The 18,218-nt window shown below is 43.6% G+C and carries 13 protein-coding genes; 12 read left to right on the forward strand and 1 reads right to left on the reverse strand.

The window, feature by feature from the left end; all coding sequences use genetic code 11:
* Window positions 1-67 precede the first annotated feature (67 nt).
* From FGG79_RS14485 to FGG79_RS14505, 5 genes are all read left to right on the forward strand, one after another.
* Entirely contained in the window at window positions 68-907 is an 840-nt protein-coding gene (locus tag FGG79_RS14485) for a sulfite exporter TauE/SafE family protein (RefSeq protein WP_138779517.1), read from the forward strand.
* 386 nt (window positions 908-1,293) lie between these two features.
* Window positions 1,294-2,586 (forward strand): M20 family metallo-hydrolase, encoded by a 1,293-nt coding sequence (locus FGG79_RS14490; protein ID WP_138779519.1) that lies wholly within the window; start codon window positions 1,294-1,296, stop codon window positions 2,584-2,586.
* 61 nt (window positions 2,587-2,647) lie between these two features.
* Window positions 2,648-2,869: a DUF3311 domain-containing protein gene (locus FGG79_RS14495; RefSeq protein ID WP_138779521.1), complete on the forward strand. Its 222-nt coding sequence runs from the start codon at window positions 2,648-2,650 to the stop codon at window positions 2,867-2,869.
* Window positions 2,869-4,338, forward strand: a complete 1,470-nt coding sequence (locus tag FGG79_RS14500) for a sodium:solute symporter family protein (RefSeq protein ID WP_138779523.1) — start codon at window positions 2,869-2,871, stop codon at window positions 4,336-4,338. The genes FGG79_RS14495 and FGG79_RS14500 overlap by 1 nt, the downstream gene beginning before the upstream one ends.
* Before the next feature lie 12 nt (window positions 4,339-4,350).
* Complete coding sequence (locus tag FGG79_RS14505; RefSeq protein ID WP_138779525.1) at window positions 4,351-5,505, forward strand: M20 family metallopeptidase; 1,155 nt, start codon at window positions 4,351-4,353, stop codon at window positions 5,503-5,505.
* A 186-nt stretch (window positions 5,506-5,691) separates the two neighbouring features.
* Here FGG79_RS14505 and asnB read toward each other — a convergent pair whose 3' ends face one another.
* The gene (gene asnB / locus FGG79_RS14510) at window positions 5,692-7,515 is read right to left on the reverse strand and encodes an asparagine synthase (glutamine-hydrolyzing) (RefSeq protein WP_138779827.1); all 1,824 of its coding nucleotides are present in this window, start codon (window positions 7,513-7,515) and stop codon (window positions 5,692-5,694) included.
* A 399-nt stretch (window positions 7,516-7,914) separates the two neighbouring features.
* Between asnB and FGG79_RS14515 the strand changes: the two genes are divergently transcribed.
* From FGG79_RS14515 to FGG79_RS14545, 7 genes are all read left to right on the forward strand, one after another.
* Window positions 7,915-8,748 carry an STAS domain-containing protein gene (locus tag FGG79_RS14515; protein ID WP_138779527.1) on the forward strand — a complete coding sequence of 278 codons (834 nt, stop codon included), beginning with the start codon at window positions 7,915-7,917 and terminating at the stop codon, window positions 8,746-8,748.
* 170 nt (window positions 8,749-8,918) lie between these two features.
* Window positions 8,919-9,476, forward strand: a complete 558-nt coding sequence (locus tag FGG79_RS14520; RefSeq protein ID WP_138779529.1) for a hypothetical protein — start codon at window positions 8,919-8,921, stop codon at window positions 9,474-9,476.
* 123 nt (window positions 9,477-9,599) lie between these two features.
* Window positions 9,600-9,932 (forward strand): hypothetical protein, encoded by a 333-nt coding sequence (locus tag FGG79_RS14525; protein ID WP_138779531.1) that lies wholly within the window; start codon window positions 9,600-9,602, stop codon window positions 9,930-9,932.
* A gap of 296 nt (window positions 9,933-10,228) precedes the next feature.
* Window positions 10,229-12,268 carry a DUF4179 domain-containing protein gene (locus tag FGG79_RS14530; RefSeq protein WP_138779533.1) on the forward strand — a complete coding sequence of 680 codons (2,040 nt, stop codon included), beginning with the start codon at window positions 10,229-10,231 and terminating at the stop codon, window positions 12,266-12,268.
* A gap of 666 nt (window positions 12,269-12,934) precedes the next feature.
* The gene (locus FGG79_RS14535; RefSeq protein ID WP_138779535.1) at window positions 12,935-14,845 is read left to right on the forward strand and encodes a PTS mannitol transporter subunit IICBA; all 1,911 of its coding nucleotides are present in this window, start codon (window positions 12,935-12,937) and stop codon (window positions 14,843-14,845) included.
* A gap of 85 nt (window positions 14,846-14,930) precedes the next feature.
* Window positions 14,931-17,006, forward strand: coding sequence for a BglG family transcription antiterminator (locus FGG79_RS14540; RefSeq protein WP_138779537.1), 2,076 nt, complete (start codon window positions 14,931-14,933; stop codon window positions 17,004-17,006).
* A gap of 5 nt (window positions 17,007-17,011) precedes the next feature.
* Window positions 17,012-18,151, forward strand: coding sequence for a mannitol-1-phosphate 5-dehydrogenase (locus FGG79_RS14545; protein ID WP_138779539.1), 1,140 nt, complete (start codon window positions 17,012-17,014; stop codon window positions 18,149-18,151).
* Window positions 18,152-18,218 lie beyond the last annotated feature (67 nt).

An 18,218-nucleotide genomic window follows, 5' to 3' on the forward strand; every position in this document is an offset into this window, starting at 1 on the left:
TTATTATTATGCATTTCTATTATAGGTTACGAAAATGTATAATGAAAGACGAAGGAAGTGAAACAAAATGGAATGGATTTTATTTATGATAGGTGGTGCGGTCATCGGCATCATTTCGGGATTCTTTGGTATAGGCGGCGGAATTGTTCTGACACCGACCTTACTTGTCCTGGGATACGAACCGAGCCAGGCAATCACTCTTTCCTTAATGCTCACATTAGGCTCAACGGTGACAGGGACAATGTCACACATCCGGTTAAAGAATGTGAATGTGAAATTAGCGGTCCTTCTTGGTGTTTTCGGAGTGATTGGCTCTGTTGTGACCGTACCATTTGTAAAATGGCTGGATGAGATGAACGGGGCATCCACTGTGATATCGATTGTTTATATTGCCATATTAAGCTGGTTTTCATATCAGTTCTTAAGTAGAAGACAACAAGATTTGAAAGCAAAAGGAAAATCTGCGGCTCCTATTATCGGGTTATTCACCGGTGTTATTTCATCTCTTATGGGGGTCAGTGGGGGATTTGTGATGACCCCATTACTTACAAAGTGGCTTAAACTTGACCTAAGCAAAGCGATCGGAACGAGTATTTCTGCGGCATCCATCATCGTATTGTCGGGCATTACCTCCTATATGTATACAGGGGAGTCACTTGATTATCGTCATGGAATTTTACTAATCATTGGTGCACTAATTGGGACACCGATCGGTTCTATTCAGCTGAAACGTTTCTCTGGCGTCAGCGTTAAACGAATGCTAGCAGTCCTGTACATGGTTGTGGCGGTCAGTGTCATCTTCAAGATGCTATCCATCACGATAGTCTCCCTTGGATTGATCCTGGTATCCGTGCTCGTCTTCTTCGGAATGCTTGGACGGGGGGACAGGTCCCGCGTCCCGTCTTAGTGAATATCGAAATTCAACCACTAGTCTCTCATCTTTTAACTAAGTAATATGACAAACTTAATAGTAGAACTCAAGTAAAAAGAGCTTATCCACGATTGGATAGGCTCTTTTTCTATTGAGCACAACGTTTCATTTTTTGGAAAAGTGCAGGATTAAGGTAAATGAGTCTAGAAACTAGACAAACGGTGATTTTGAAAGAGTAAGGGCAAACTTGAGAAAAGAAGAGGAGAAAAAAATTTCGCTTAATTTTTTGGAAAATTCTTTCTCTTTTGTCATTCTGGTTGAATATCCCGCTCTTTCTTAGACAGAGTGTCTAATGATAACGGAGCTTTTTCAAAATAAACTTACTATAAGTCTTTAAAAAATGAAAAACAAAGGGTGATTTTATGTCAATCAATTGTGAACGATTAAAACGGCATCTGGAGGAATTAGCGGAAATCGGAAAGATCGGAGAAACAGGTGTTTGTCGGTTGGCCCATTCAAAGGAAGATCGTCAAGGCGTCGAATTGGTGAAAAGCTGGATGGAAGAGGCCGGTTTGAGAGCAGAAATCGATGGTTTCGGTAACCTGATTGGAAGGATGGAAGGAACGGACATAGACAAACCGGTCCTGATTCTAGGTTCTCATATTGACTCTCAGCCCTATGGGGGAAGATTCGATGGCACAGCCGGGGCGTTGGGGGCGATCGAAGTCATTCATAGTATGAAGGACAACGGATTCAACCCTGAAAGGACGATTGAGGTGATTTGCTTTTCCGATGAGGAAGGAAGCCGTTTCAATAAAGGCATCTTCGGAGTAAGGGCGTTGGCAGGGATGCTTGAAGAAGGCGAACTTGAGCGGAAAGATAAACAGGGTGTCACGAGACGTGAGGCGCTTAAAGAGTTCGGAGTAGAGACGGATTTGACGGCAAGTCCTGTGTATGAAAAAGGTGACATCGAAGCGTTTCTTGAACTGCATATCGAACAGGGGCCGGTTCTTGAAGAGAAGGGAAAACCGGTAGGGATTGTATCCGGGATTTCCGGTCCGATATGGTTGACAGTGACACTCGAGGGATTTGCCGGTCATTCGGGATCAGTGCCAATGACGATGAGGCAGGATGCCCTTGTCGGTGCTGCAGAAATCATCAGGAAATTTGATGACCTTGTTAAAAAAGAAGGAAGCGACACAACCGTTGGGACGGTTGGTAGCATGCAAGTATTTCCAAACTCCAGAAATATTATTGCCGAAAAGGTAGAGTTCACCGTCGACCTCCGTGATATCGATCTAAAGGCACGTAATAACCTCGAACAAAAGCTATACCGGATCATTGAAGAATCATCATCAGCCTATGACCTTACATATGAAATCAAAGAGGATACACGCAGTGAACCTAGATATTGTGCGGATTGGATCAAAGACATCATGAAGGAGGAGGACGAGAAACTTGGATTCGAGTCACCGACCTTGATGAGCGGACCTTTCCATGACGCGTTGATCATGTCCTATATCAGTGATTACGGAATGATCTTCGTCCGCTGTGAAAAAGGAATCAGCCATAATCCGTTGGAGTTTGCAGAGATGGACGACATCGAGAAAGGCGTTGAGCTCCTATATGCCACAGCTTTACGGATTAGTCAGGGACAAGGGGACAGGCACCTTGTCCAAGAGGGAAACAATTCTGCAGCTGTTAATGAAAAATAGGAGATTAGGGACAATGGACCTGTCCCTAATCTCCCGATACATCAAACTAGGAGGGTGTCGTATGAGTAAAAGCAAATTTACTAAAATCTATTGTTTGTCTTTGATTCTCCCGTTTCTTTTATTAGTTTTCCCATTGTTTTCACTGGGGAACAGGGCAACACCCATGGTAATGGGGATGCCGTTCTCCGTGTTTTGGGTTATTTTCTGGATTATCATTACATTTTTAATTGTTCTAGTTCTCTACCGAATAGATCCTGATAAAGATGAAGAGGAGGCACATTAATGGCAGATTGGCAGATTGCGATGATCATGATGATTGGCTACCTTGTGATTGCACTAGTGGTTGGCGTAATGGCAGGAAGAGGCCATGATAAACATTCTTTAGATGAGTTTACAGTTGCAGGCGGAGGTCTTGGACTTATCGTCATGTGGTTCTTGATGGGTGGAGCGGTCTTCAGTGCCTTTTCATTTCTCGGCGCACCCGGGTGGGCTTACTCCAAAGGTGCACCAGCACTTTATATCTTAACTTATACCGCATTTGCCATTCTCCCGTGGTATATCATCGGTCCTAAAATCGGGAAAATTGGTCGGAAATATAATATTTACACCGTTGCAGGCTTTATGAAGAAGAGATACGGAGGTAAAACTCTCCCGATCCTGGTTGGGATCATCGCATTATTCGCTTCAATTCAATATCTGGCAACTCAGATGAAGGGGATGGCCTATATATTTAATATCATGACAGAAGGTCGTATCCCCCTTTGGCTTGGGGCATTGCTTGCGTATGGAATCGTTGTTGTCTATGTGGCAACTGGAGGACTGAGGGCAGCTGCATGGTCGGATGTATTTCAAGGGATTTTAATGATCGTCATCTCATGGGTGGTCGGATTGGCGATTGTGAATAAGCTTCATGATAGTGTAGGAGGGATGTTTACGAACCTGGTTCAGGACAACCCAACATTTTTTGAAATCGGGAATAAAGGGTCTGCCATGTCTGGAACGGCCTATACGACTACAATTCTCGTATCACTCATAGGGTTCTTGATGTGGCCCCACTTATTTTCTAAATCCTATGCTTCCAATGCACGGACCATAAAGAAAACGGTATTAGTGTATCCAATCTTTGCCTTGTTTCTTATCCCGTTACTGTTTGTTGGATTTTCAGCGGTAAATATCGTCAATCCAGCTGACATCGGTGCGCCAGATGAGATTCTTCCTTACTTGATTACGACAGTTCTTAATCTACCTGGTTGGGTTTACGGGCTCGTGGGCGCTGGAGCTTTGGCAGCGGCCATGTCTACGGCAGATGCCATTACCCATAGTGCTTCACTTGAATTCACCGATGGGGTTATTAAGAACGTGAAACCAGATCTTTCTGATAAAACGACTTTACTCCTAATGAGAATCGGTGTATTTGTTGTCGGTGGACTTGCATATTTTATCACCGTCTTTGGTGGACAAGGACTCATCGCCCTATTACTAGGAGCGTATGGTTCGATCGTTCAATTCGCACCAGGTGTATATGGCGCTCTTTATTCGAAAAGGGTGACTGGACCAGCTGTCATTACAGGATTGATTGTCGGTACATTCGTAAACTATTATTATCAGTTAATAGCAGAGACTACACCTCTCGATATTCATGCAGGTATTCTTGGACTGATCTGTAATGTAGTGATTGTGGTGGGCGTCAGTGCATTGACCAAGCAAAAAAGCGTTCAAATTGCGGAAGAGTATCGCAAAATCGGATCATAGGGAGTGGATAGAATGAGAGTGAAAACAGATACGGTTCAGTTAGTGAAAGAACTCGTCCAAATCAACACAGAAAATCCGTTAACCGTGGAGAAGGAATGTGCAGACTTCGTATACAAATGGCTAAAAAGATTAGAAAACGTAGAGGTCAGTTATGAAGAAGTTTCTCCAGGAAGACCGAATATCATTGCAAAGTATAAGGGAGCTTCCAATGAAAAGCCCATTGTATTGATTGCCCATATGGATACGGTTCCTGCAGGGGAAGGATGGGATATGGACCCGTTCGGAGGGGAAATCATCGAAGGGAAGATGTATGGACGAGGTTCCTGTGATATGAAAAGTGGTCTGGCTGTTGCGATGAAGGTACTGGAGAAAGTGTCAGAGGAAGAACTGTCCTTGAAACGGGATTTCTATGTATGTGTCACAGTGGATGAAGAAGGTCCTCAGATGGCCGGTGCAGTAAATCTAGTGGAAAAGAAACGTTTACCGGGAGATGCCATGATCATTGCAACAGAGCCTACAAGCAATCATATCGCGCCTGCCCATAAGGGGACAGTTTGGTTTGATGTTGAAGTATCCGGGAAAAGTTCTCATGCCGGGTACGCCCATTTAGGTCTGGATGCCATCCATGCCATGAGTGCGGTTATTACTTCTATTAAAGATAAGATCAATCAACTTCCTTATGAGCATGAAACACTTGGGAAAACGGCCGTTACCGTAGGGAAACTAGCCGGAGGGGAAAAGACAAACATGGTCCCACGTTTATGCAATGCAGAGCTGGATTTCAGGCTTGTACCACCGGTCACAGTGGGAAATATTCAAGAATTTCTAAGTGAGGCTGTAAAAGTAGGGGAAAGGTCCGTCCCCGGTGTAAGCATAGCGTTCAAACAAAAAGGTTTGGCACGGCCACCATTGGAAACTCCGATAGATAGCTATTTTTGTAGAGGATTGGCGGAAGCATATCTCACTGAAACGGGTGAAGAAGTGGAGTACGAAGGATTTCCAGCATATACGGATGCAGGCATCATCTCATTATTATCACCCGGCACTGAAGCCATTGTATTTGGACCAGGAAGCCTCACCAACGCACATATAGTCAATGAATATGTAGACCTAGAAGAAATAAAAATCTGTGAAAAAGTGTTGTTTCAACTAGTGAAAACAATTTAAAAAAGAGGGACGGACCTTCAAAAGGTCCGTCCCTCTCTTTCATTTATCTTTTAATCAGCTTTTCTAAGAACCTGTGGATTTCTTCATACGATCTCATCTCATTCCATTTATCGTACTGTGATTCAATAGGGAAATAACGAAGAATCATAGAAAAAGGGACGAGGCAACTAAGCCCCGTCCTGTCTCTTATATAGCTATCTTAATCTGATACTCATTCAGCCAGGCATTTACCTGAACCAGGTAGTCAAGTAATCCCTTGGCAGTTGAATCAGGGAGTTCGCTGTTCCCTTCGGCAATTTTCCTAACTTCTTCACGGTCGATCAAGTCAAGGATCGGTGAAGCGGGATCATCCAATATGGAAATCATCCAGTTGCTGACTCCCTTAAGGTAGGCATCATCTTTCGTGCTTGGATAGGCACTCTTCCTTCTATTCCGTACATCATCCGGAAGATATCCATCAAATGCTCGGCGAAGGATCCCCTTTTCAATGTCATCGACATTCTTCATTTCAAATGGAATATTCCATAAGTATTCAACAAGACGGTAGTCACAGAATGGGACACGGACTTCGAAGCCTGTCATCATACTGGCGCGGTCTTTCCGATCCAGCATAAATGGCAGGAAGCGGGTGATGAACATATAGGACATCCTTCTCTGCTTTGCCTCTACTTCATTCTCTCCGTCTAAGACAGGAAGCTCTCGGAGTGCTTCTTGATATCGCTCTTTTTGATAGCTTTCTATATTGAGTTTCTCTTGAAGATCATCCTTCAAGACCCCTGCGATCCCACCTATATTCAGAAGCCATGGAAACACATCGGCATCTAAATATTCCTGCTGGTGAAACCACGGGTAACCGGAGAATACTTCATCGGCAGATTCTCCCGATAGAGCCACTGTCGCATCCTTTTTCATTTCCTTGAACAATAAGTATAGGGAGGTTTCAATTTCTCCGACTCCCGGAAGATCCCGAGCTCTCATGGGAGTCAAAAGATTGTCGACGAGTTTCTCTGCATCAAAGACGATGGAGGTATGCTCGGTGCCCACGTGTTCTGACACTCGCTTCACCCAAGGCTCATCCAAATCGCGGCGAAGGAAGTCTTCTTTGAAATTGGCTTCATTGTTTACGAAATCAATGGAGTAGGTGGGGAGAGTTTTGTTCTGTTGTTTGAATTCTTCTCCTGCAATGGCAGTGAGTCCGCTTGAATCCAGTCCTCCTGATAGCATGGACACTAATGGTTTGTCTGCGATCAATTGACGTTTCACCGTATCTTCGAGAAGTTCACGAATGGTTCGAACGGTGGTGTCCATATCATCTGTATGCTCTTTGCTCTCGAGCTTCCAGTATTGTACCGTATTCATCTTATCTTTAGTGAAGGTAATGTAATGTCCTGCACGGACCTCATTAATGTCTTTGAAAATAGCTTTTCCAGGTGTCTTCATCGGTCCAAGGCCGAAAACCTCGGATAAACCTTCAGCATCAATTTCAGCGTGGACTTCAGGGTGTGCTAATAGAGCCTTGATTTCAGAGCCAAAAATAATGATTCCATTTTTTTTAGTATAAAATAGCGGCTTCACACCTAAATGATCTCGACCAAGCATCAATCTCTCTTTTCGATCGTCCCAAATTCCGAATGCGAAAATTCCGTTAAGATGATGAACGCATTCTTCGTCCCATTCTAAATATGCATGAAGAAGGACTTCCGTATCCGAATTGGTTGTAAAATGATGGTTTTTCTCTATTAGTTCATTGCGGAGCTCAAGATAGTTATAGAGTTCGCCATTATACGTTAGCGCGATTGATTGGTCTCCATCCTTGTAGAGCATAGGTTGTAATCCGCCATCAGGATCAATGACAATCAGTCTCCGGTGTCCAAGTGCTGCATGTTGACCGAGCCAGAATCCTTCTGCATCAGGTCCTCTATGTTCGATGGCATCTGTCATTTTCTTGAGAGTCTCATTCTCTCCTGAAAGATCTCTTGACCAATCTATCCAACCTGCAATTCCACACATATTCATACGCCTTCTTTCTCAAAATTAATCATGGTGAGCGCTCTCCACGAAGTTGATTATTGGTTGTTGCAAGAATCCTTTATTACGGGTTCACGTTACATGGTAAATCTCTTTTCCCGATAGCGTCAAAGAATTACGGCTGAAATTTGAGAAAAAATGTAAATAGTCGTTCTTTCCTTCCAATGAATTCCTAAAAATGCATGTCCTTTGCCTTAAGAAATGTGAAGTCTTGTTATTAAAGGATTTTGAGAGTATGCATCCTTAGATTTTGCTTCCCTTTATGTGAAGGACATAGTACATTACTAATATAAGTGTAAAAATATATCGTTTCGGAACGGGCCAATGAAATGGCAGTTGAGATGGAAGAGGGACGGATCACTTTAAGAAAGTAGGTCGATTATGCAGGTAGCGGAAAAATTTTATGAATTTATGAGCGAACGCACATGGCAGTTGACGGAGAATTGGTATGAGTCCCTGGATAAAAGTGACCAGTCAGGGGTATATGCCTCCACGGATCCATTGGTGATCGAAACGTTGAAAGGGCAAAATCACGAATTTCACGAACGTTTTTGTGTCCTCTTTAAGGATGTAGGGCAGGATGCGCTTTGTAACTTCGAGCATTGGATTGAGGAGATCGCTCAGGATGAAGAACACCTAACGACCCCCACACATTTTATTTTGAGGGAGTTTTTCAGAACCCAGGATCAGTACCTTGACATTTTACAGGATTTTATTCGCCATTATAGAAATGAGTTTCCACCTGAAAGAATCGAGTCTTTCCGGGAGTTGATCATCAAAACCTTCAGCCTCGTCATCTCCAAATTCGCAGAAGAGAATTACGAGTATTCTCAAAGACGTCTGAATGCCCAGCAGGCTATGATCCGTGAACTAAGCTCACCGGTTATATTATTGAATCAAAAAACAGGTGTCCTGCCCTTAATCGGAGATATCGATACGGGAAGAGCAAGGTATATCCTGGAGAATACGCTAGCTGAATGTGTAGATAAAGATCTTGAGCATTTGTTCATAGATTTATCCGGGGTCATCATGGTGGATACAATGGTCGCGCACCAATTATTTCAGATCATTGATAGCTTGAACTTGATCGGTGTAAAGAGCACGATTTCCGGGATCCGGCCGGAAATTGCCCAGACCGCGATTCAACTGGGGATTTCATTTGACAATATATCGGTTACGTCTACCCTTGAGCGTGCGCTGAATGAGCAGCGATAGAGTTTAGTCGTGAGTATGGAAAAGGGAGATTTCGCATTTGAGCGATCTTCCTTTTTTGTTTGTCATAAAATTTTATTGTTTGAACTCACTCTATATAGGGAAATCCCACCATTATAGAGTGGGCTTGGATAGAATGTCCTTGAGAAATTCAGGCTAGAAGGAGGGGCTACATGCAGCTTGTTAAAGTGATCCGATTCGACCGACTTGGCTTTACGTGTCATTCACCTAAATCGGACTGTAAGGAACAAAAGAGAAATCCGGTTTTCCTCAACCGCAAGATACATAATCTATTTCAAACCGGCCTATCGCTTTACACGTCAGAAATGGTTCTGCCGAGTGACACAGACAGGCAGTGGTCGGGGTGTTACTGTCATTTAGATGAGTACTCTCAACCGTTGTCAGTTCTTGGGTACCGTCATATTGGCTTCCTTCCTAGGGAAAGTGTCATATGGGTGAGGAACAGGAGTCATATCCATGGTGGAATACCATACTACAATCGATCGATTCATCCATTGGCGGACGAGTGTGGTAGTGAAAATATGATAGCGGATTCCTGGATTGAAATGAGGGTAGCAGATGCTTTAGAACGGAAACGTTTATGGAAGGAGCAACATGACGATCTTCCTGATTGGATCACGGAATGCTATTTGATAGAGAACCAGGTAAGGAGTCTCATTTATCCTTCAACATCAGAAACCGTCATGGAATTTTGGTTAAGTAAAAATTAACATACAAGTACGTGATTCTTGGAACATCTTTTTGTTATAATACATAGTAGTTGATCTTACAATCTATCGATGGTTGAAGTGTAACGTATATTCGTTCACTAGCTATGTAAAAGGGGAATTCACTTGAAATTTGAAGATATTAATCCTGAACTCGTGACTTTATGCCAGGCGGCTGATCCCTTTCATATGGCAGAAGCGGTGATCGGCAGCCCATTAAGAGGGTTGGATATCCTTTCTTTAAAGGGAATCGAGCGTAAGAAGGCACTTCCGACCGACGTGGTCAACTTACTGATCATTTATTTCTTCGCAGAAGTGAAAGGTACGGTCTACCACCGGAACGCCCTTCCTAAGTTGTATAATCATTGGGTATCGAATGAAGTAGTTACCTTTACAAAGGCAAAAGAGATGATTGAGTTGGATATGCAGTCACAGTTGGGTGAAATTGATCGTTTATAAAAAAGACAAAAAAGGGATGGATCCTGAGGGGTTCGTCCCTTTTCTTGTTCCATTATTGACTGAGGGTGCGTCCTAATTGTACAGCGGTCTACGGGATAGCAGTAGTGATGCCTGCGATCATGTGCATTTACCGATAAATGACATTTTGGAAAAAGTATAGATGAAAAAGAAGAGATACGTCAATTATTATGAAGAGTTTTCCAATTGATTTTTAAGAAAATGATTGTGAAATAGTAGGAATTTTGAAATAATTAGTGGTAAGAAAGTAGGAGAGTTGGTAAAGGGGGGAGACAGCAATGGTGAAAATGGAAATCGATCCTGTGTTAGCAAACGGCCTGGGAGTTAGGGGACTAGAATCGATCATTGCCTTGTTTGAGAGGGAGATGCCTTCTTTTTATGCACTGGGCAGGGTGTATTTTGAAGGTCAACAGGAGATTGAGGATGCAATTTATCAATCGATCATCAAGGTACATGAGGAGTCATATAAACGTAAGAAGGGGCAATCGGCCACTTCGGCTTTTCTTAAGTATTGTCAGGAAATGTCCAACCAATCACTGAGTATAGGTGGGAATGACACATTCAAAGCTTTTCATCACTTGGAGACAGGGGTTAAAGAAGCAGTGGCATTAGTGTATGTCAAAGGATGCTCACATGAAGAGGCTGCCTGTGTACTGGAGATCACGGTTGATGAGGTGAAATCCAGGTTATTCAGAGGCGTTAGGACTCTTCGTGAAAAGCTGGGGTATGATACGGGTTTCAAAGGCTGTCATGACTATCAGATACATTACCTGGATTACTTGGGAAGAACGATGAATCGACCGGAAAAGGTGGATTTTGAAATACATATCTATCATTGTCAACACTGCCAGGAAGACCTGGCCTCTTTTCAAGAAGTGACGCTTTCCCTCGGTGGAATGGCCGAGAACATTGCTGTTCCTTCTGGGTTTATGGAGAGAGTCAGAAGCAGGCTGTACGAAAGGGAAGCGAAAAGGGAGAAAAGGAAGAAAAAACGGAAATCCATTTGGCTTTCCATTGCAGGTGTTTTCGCCTTGCTTGTGTGTACAGGATTCGTGACCGGTGGATTCGCGCGTCTCTACTATTCATATACAGAGGAAGACGAACAGCTTCGCGCTTTTCTCCAGCACGATCTCGGGGAGCGGTTGGACTTGGAAGCGGAAAGCAATGGGGTGAAGATTACAGTCAAGAGTGTCGTGGCCGATGATGTTCAGACGCTTGTTTTTTATGAGATTGAAGATAGTAAGAATGATAATCGCTATATGATGAATGGGTATGAAGGCGTATATATAGAGAATGAAAGTGAAGTCATGAACATGAGTGCAGATTCACGGTTTTATTCGCCTCCTATCGACCAAGGCGAGATACATAATGAAGAAAAAAATGTGTATAAAGGAACGATGAGCTTGATGCCGGTAGCTGTTGATAAGGGAACCATCAAGCTGAATGTGGCAAGGCTCATGCAATTGGCACACGACGGGAAAGAAGGCTTGTATGGCGGAGGGGAAATGAAATTTGCCGAGGGGGAATGGAACTTCGAGATCCCTTTTGAAAAGCAGTCATCTCGCGTTCATAAACTGGATCAGGAGGTCGAAGTGGGAGGGATCCCGGTTCGATTGGATAAACTGACCATCGCACCCACCACCACCCTCCTTCAGTATAGCTTTCAGATTGATCGTGATGAGGAACGGATTGACGTGATCAACTTTGATTCTCTTGAAATAGATGGGAAGAAGATGGAAGCTGATCCCTTTGGTGGCAATATGTACATGGATTCCATTAATCAGGAGGGATGGAATGCCTTTACAGCGAGCTTCGACACCCTATATTTCGATGATCCCAAAGAGGTGGGCATCCAATTCGGTTCCTTGCATTTATCCGTAGACAGCCGGAAAACCATCGAGCTTGATGCCACCAAGGATCTGCCGCAAAACACTGAGTATCTTGGCAACACGATTTCTATTGATAAAATTAGTGTCGGAAATCCTGCAAGGGTGGTTCTTACCCATGACTTATCGAAGGACAGGGTTTATGAGAATGTAAATTATCAATTCTATCGAACGCCTGAAGACGATCAAAATATCTCTATTAGCATTAATGGCGGGGATGGCGTGTTGATGGATAAAGATGGGAAGACACACGACGTTGGTGCGTATGTGTATGATAAATTGGATCATCCTCGCTACTTTGAAACGGAGCAGACGATTGATTTTTACAACGATGGTTCCACTGAAGACGTGACGCCGACAGAGCTTGTAATCGAGGGTTACAGCACTACGAAATATGTAGATGATAAGATAAGCATTTCATTGGATAAGTAGATCTTTACGTAATAAGGGGGCATCCTGACTGACAATGAAACGTCACTATATAGGAGATGATAAATAGCTGAAGGCGAATGATTCGTCTTCAGCTATTTTTTTATTCATCAACCTTACGTAGTGTCTTTCTGGAAACAGGTTTCAGGTTCATGGTGATTCTGGATTATCGCTGATGAAAATAAAATGCTGCTGGTAACCTGTTCTGACATGACTGGGCAGGTTCTTTTTATGGGAAGATGGGGTGGAAATCGGGTTTCGCCGTTAAAATGGAAATTTCGCCGTTAAATTTAGAATTTCGCCGTTATAATGAAAATATCGCCGATATATTCAGGATATCGCCGATAAAATCTACTATCAGTCACACTCAACCTTGTTGCGAGTGTTGAAAGGCTAATATAAATAGAGATAACAGTGCAATGCTGTTCTTTTTTTTTGCTTTTTAATCAATTTACGAGTAAATGCGGCCAATCCTAACGGTGGTCGAGATCTCTACAGAAAGCTAAAGAACCGAAATCGCTCCCAAGAATAACTTCCCCCAATAGAGAAACAATAGGTTTGTCGTCACATGGGTGACAAAGTTAGTTTTCATCATCCTTGAATCCCCAATGCGCTAGGGCCTATCATTAAAATAAGAAATTATTATCTATTTATGAAAGGATGAGAGAAGTGGCTCAATCAAATATGAAAGTCGCGGTACAAAAGTTTGGTAACTTCCTCAGTTCTATGGTCTTGCCTAATATTGGCGCATTTATCGCTTGGGGTTTAATTACAGCGTTGTTTATACCAACTGGGTTCATTCCAAATGAAAGCCTTGCCAATCTAGTAGGGCCGATGGTTACGTATCTGTTACCGCTCTTAATCGGGTATACAGGAGGTAAGCTCGTTCACGACCAACGTGGTGGGATCGTAGGTGCGATTGCGACAATGGGTGTCATTGTCGGTGCACCAGATACACCGATGTTCTTAGGTGCCATGGTCATGGGTCCTTTAGGGGCTTATGTGATCAAAAAGTTCGACGGAGCAATCGAAGGGAAAATCAGAGCAGGATTTGAAATGCTCGTAAATAACTTTTCAGCCGGTATCCTTGGAGGAATTCTTGCAATCTTAGCATTCCTTGGTGTAGGTCCTGCGGTACATTCATTTACAAACGTACTCGTTTCCGGCGTTGACTGGCTTGTAGCGGCAGGATTACTCCCGTTAACAAGTATCCTGATCGAACCCGCGAAGATTCTTTTCTTAAATAATGCCATCAACCACGGTGTCTTGTCACCAATAGGTTTGGAGCAAGTTCAACAGGGTGGAAAATCGATTCTTTTCCTATTAGAAGCAAATCCTGGACCAGGGTTTGGAGTTCTACTTGCATTCATGTTGTTCGGTAGAGGGACAGCGAAACAATCGGCTCCAGGAGCAGCTATCATTCATTTCCTTGGAGGGATTCATGAAATCTACTTCCCATACGTGCTAATGAAACCGATGCTGTTCATTTCCGTCATCCTTGGTGGAATGAGCGGAGTCTTTACCCTTGTATTAATGGGTGGAGGATTGGTGTCACCGGCATCACCTGGTAGTATTATCGCAATTACAGCCGTTACTCCTCCGGAAGGAATGGCGTATCTGGCAAACTTTGCAGCAGTCTTTGTGGCAACAGCCGTATCGTTCATCGTATCGGCAATCGTGTTGAAATCAAGTAAGGCAACCGATGAAGACATCGAAGGCGCAACGAAGAAAATGCAAGAAATGAAAGGCAAGAAAAGTTCCGTTGCCGATCATGTGGGCGGACAAGGAACAATGCCTGAAAATGTGAACAAAATCGTCTTTGCTTGTGATGCAGGTATGGGCTCAAGCGCAATGGGGGCTTCCCTTCTCCGTAAGAAAGTGAAGGCTGCAAATCTAGACGTTAGTGTGACGAACACATCTATCAGTAACCTTCCAGCGGATGCCCAAGTTGTCATCACACAGGAAGAGCTGACGCCGCGTGCGAAGAATAAGCTTCCAAATGTGTACCACATTTCTGTGGATAACTTCTTATCAAGTCCTGAATACGATAAGCTAATTGCGAGTCTTCAAGACGGGATTACAAGTGAGCAAGCAGAGACAGTCGAAGAAGCAGAGGAAGAAGCAGTAAACGCTGAACCAAATGCAGATAAAGACGACGATTTACTGCTCGAAGAGAACATCTTCATGAATCAGGAATTTGCCACGAAAGAAGAGGCAATCCGGTTCGCAGGTGAAGCTCTCGTCAAAGCAGGATACGTTGAAGAAAGCTATGTAGATGCTATGATTGACAGAGAAGGAATTACTTCTACGTACATGGGTAACAACGTCGCCATTCCACACGGTACAGAAGACGCGAAGAAAGCCGTCATCAAATCAGGCTTTACGGTCGTTCAAGTACCAAAAGGGGTTGACTTCAACGGTGAGAAGGCGAAGGTGATCTTCGGTATCGCCGGTAAAGACGGCACTCATCTTGAAATCCTTTCTGGCATCGCCGTAGTCTGCTCCGAGCAGGAAAACGTTGACCAGATGGTTCAGGCCCAATCAGCCAAAGAATTGAAAGACATTATCAACAGCAACTAGACATCATTCAGAAAGGCGGGATTCTCCTGCCTTTCTGTTCTCATTTGTATCGATAAAAGCTAATTCAGAGAAAAGAGTGGAAAGAATGTTTATTACATCAAGGGAAAAATCCATCATTGAATTGATTGTAAAAACATCGGGGAAACATACCGTTTACTCTCTTTCTGCTTTTTTGAACGTTAGTGGAAGAACCATCCAGCGAAACCTCAAATCAATTGAAAGCATTTTAACGGAATACCATTTAGAACTTAAGCGGACTGCTAATGAAGGACTTTTCATCGATGGGAAGAACGAACATGTTTATCGCTTGATTCAACATCTTGCTGAAGTGAACCCCACCGATGAAACCCCTGAAGAACGGAAGCTTAATTTGCTGATCATCCTACTTCATGAAGGTCCTTCTTTCAAAAAGCAGGTTCTTGCCAATCAACTGGGAATCAGCGTGACCACGCTCACTTCCTATTTGGATGAGCTGGCGGATTGGTTGAGTAAATTCGGCATCACCCTTACAAGGAAGAGGGGAGTGGGAGTGGAGCTTGTGGCCGATGAGTCGGATAAGCGTCATGCCCTGGCAAGCTTCTTTCTTGTGAATTTTTATGAAGATATTATCGAAACATTGTATGGAATGCAAAAGGGGAATAGGCTTGACGAACCGGTACTGGGATATTTCAAGCCAGACTATTTAGTGACCGCCGATCAGGTGACAAGTCACTATTTGGCGCAGGACCATATCACCTTAACAGACAGTGATTATATCGGCTTGATCGTACATGTCTGCCTAACGATCCAGCGAACGGAAAAGGGCTATGAGCTCCAAACGAATGAACCAATGGAAGCTGAGGATTCGAATGAACACCAGCTGATTGATGTGGTATGTACACAATTGGAACGTGACCTGTCCGCTCAAATGACTAGACAGGACCGACGATTTTTGACAGTCATTTTGAAAGGGTCTAAGGTACAGGATCCAGATGTCGTGTATTATGACAGCATCCTTCTTGGGCAACTCATCAAGAATGTCATAAAGGATGTATCGACGGACCTCCATGTGGATTTGTCTGATGACTTTTCCCTGTTTCAAGGGCTGCTTGCCCATATGGGACCGTCCATTTTCCGACTGCAGCAGGAATTAGAGCTCTTCAATCCATTAACGGATGAAATCAAGAAGAAGTATCCGGTGTTATTCTTAGCGGTGAAAAAAAGTCTTGAAACTGAATTTAAGGATATCTCTTTTCCCGATGATGAGGTGGCCTTCATCGTCCTTCACTTCGGATCAGCCATGCTGATGAATGAAGAGAAGGTTAATATCCGTGCTGTGGTTGTTTGTCCGACCGGGATTGGTACCTCGAAGATGCTTGCAAGCCGCATACAGCGGGAACTGACCATGATCAATAAGGTGGAGATCCTGTCGATAAAGGATTTCCAAACAGCGAATCTCCTTGACTATGATATCGTGATTTCTACGGTCAGACTTCCCTTCACAGAAGTCGAGTATATTCTGGTAAGTCCGCTGCTAAGCGAAAAGGATATAGGATTTATTCAAAGTTATCTCCAGAATAATGTAGAAAAGCTGACGAGAAAAAAATATTTAAAGCCCGCACAGAGATCGAGCGGTAGTAGCGGAACCGAAGTCAGATCACTTCTCCAGGAAATCAAAGAGGTCCATTCAAGTATGGAAGCTATCCTCACCAATTTCCGCGTGTATCGTAAAGGGTCTGGGGGAAGTCATCTCAGGATATTGAACGAGATGGTGGAACAGGCGGAACGGGACGAACTTCTCGAGCAGCCAAATGTGGTTATACACCAGCTGATGGAAAGGGAGAAAAAGGGCGGACTCGGAATTCCAAACACGAATATGGGTCTCTTCCATTGCCGGGAAGATAACGTGAAGAAGTTGATTTTCCAAGTTGCCCATTTGGATGAACCGTGCAGGATCAAGGGAATGGACGGAGTGGAAATGGAGATGAAAAGTCTCCTCCTTATGCTCGCCCCTGAAGAGTTGAGCAGGAGGGAACAGGAAATCCTGAGCTTGATCAGTACAAGTTTAATCGAAGATCATATAAGCATGATGATTTATTCGTCTACGAACGAAGTGATCATCCTGAAGAAATTAGAAGATTTATTTCTCGATTACTTACAAACTAATTTGATAAAGGAATGATGATGTTGAAACAAACCGTACATTTTGGAGCAGGTAATATAGGCAGAGGATTTATCGGAGCACTGTTTTCCCAATCAGGTTATCACGTGACCTTTGTAGATATCGCAGAACAGGTCATCAATAAGCTGAATGAAGAAGGGCGTTACCAGGTGAAGCTTGCGACGGAAACGATGGAAACGGAAACGATCGAGAATGTTTCAGGACTTAATAATCTTCATCAGGAAGAGGAAGTCATCGAGACGATCGTCGGGTCCACGTATCTGACAACGGCGATCGGACCGAATATTCTTCCAAGAATCGCGCCTCTTATCGCTAAAGGGATCGCCAAACGTGTGGCGTCTTCAAATGAGCCATTATATGTGATTGCATGTGAAAATCAAATCGGAGCAACAGATATTTTGAAAAAATATATTTTAGAAAATCTTGATGCTGACACGGCAGCTCAGCTTGATGGAAAGGTATTCTTCTTCAATTCAGCTGTGGACCGCATTGTTCCGATGCAAGATCAAGGTTCATTAGACGTTCTAGTTGAACCGTACTACGAGTGGGTGGTCGAAACGACGGAAATGATTCCTCCTGTTCTGGGGATGACGATTGTGGAAGATCTTGCGCCATTTATCGAGCGTAAGCTGTTCACGGTCAACACTGGACACGCGGTCATTGCGTATCTTGGTTACCTTCAAGGAAAATCAACCATCGATCAAACATTGGCTGATGATGCCATCGCAGAACAGGTCAAGGAAACATTGAAAGAGACCGGTGCGTATCTTGTGAAGCAATATGGGCTAGATGAAAAAGAGCATCTTGCTTATATAGATAAAAATATTGAGCGCTTCAAAAATGCTTACCTGAACGATGATGTCACCCGTGTAGGGCGTGCGCCGATCCGCAAGCTTGGTCCGGACGACCGCTTGATCCGTCCGACAACCGAGGCTCAAAAAGCAGGTCTCTCTTATTCTTATCTTGCCGAAGCGATTGCCGCTGCACTCTTATTCGACAATCCTCGAGATGAACAAGCAATGGAAATCCAAGGCATGGTCAAAGAGCACGGTCCAGCTCATGTGTTGAAAGAAGTGAGTAGGTTGGATGCGGATAGTGAGATTGTGAAGGAAGTATTGGTTCAGTATGAAGGATTGAAGAAATAGTAGATTGGATGGGCTGTCGAGGGTTGGATTCGGCAGCCTGTTTTTTTGTGGATATCGAATAAATGAG

This window comes from Bacillus sp. BHET2 (genome assembly GCF_005938125.1).
GTDB lineage: Bacteria > Bacillota > Bacilli > Bacillales > Bacillaceae_B > Rossellomorea.

Coding starts and splice junctions, on each gene's coding strand:
- FGG79_RS14485 (WP_138779517.1), top strand. CDS start 68: ATGGAATGGATTTTATTTATGATAGGTGGTGCGGTCATCGGCATCATT.
- FGG79_RS14500 (WP_138779523.1), top strand. CDS start 2,869: ATGGCAGATTGGCAGATTGCGATGATCATGATGATTGGCTACCTTGTG.
- FGG79_RS14515 (WP_138779527.1), top strand. CDS start 7,915: ATGCAGGTAGCGGAAAAATTTTATGAATTTATGAGCGAACGCACATGG.
- FGG79_RS14505 (WP_138779525.1), top strand. CDS start 4,351: ATGAGAGTGAAAACAGATACGGTTCAGTTAGTGAAAGAACTCGTCCAA.
- FGG79_RS14520 (WP_138779529.1), top strand. CDS start 8,919: ATGCAGCTTGTTAAAGTGATCCGATTCGACCGACTTGGCTTTACGTGT.
- FGG79_RS14490 (WP_138779519.1), top strand. CDS start 1,294: ATGTCAATCAATTGTGAACGATTAAAACGGCATCTGGAGGAATTAGCG.
- asnB (WP_138779827.1), bottom strand. CDS start 7,515: ATGTGTGGAATTGCAGGTTGGATAGATTGGTCAAGAGATCTTTCAGGA.
- FGG79_RS14495 (WP_138779521.1), top strand. CDS start 2,648: ATGAGTAAAAGCAAATTTACTAAAATCTATTGTTTGTCTTTGATTCTC.
- FGG79_RS14530 (WP_138779533.1), top strand. CDS start 10,229: ATGGTGAAAATGGAAATCGATCCTGTGTTAGCAAACGGCCTGGGAGTT.
- FGG79_RS14540 (WP_138779537.1), top strand. CDS start 14,931: ATGTTTATTACATCAAGGGAAAAATCCATCATTGAATTGATTGTAAAA.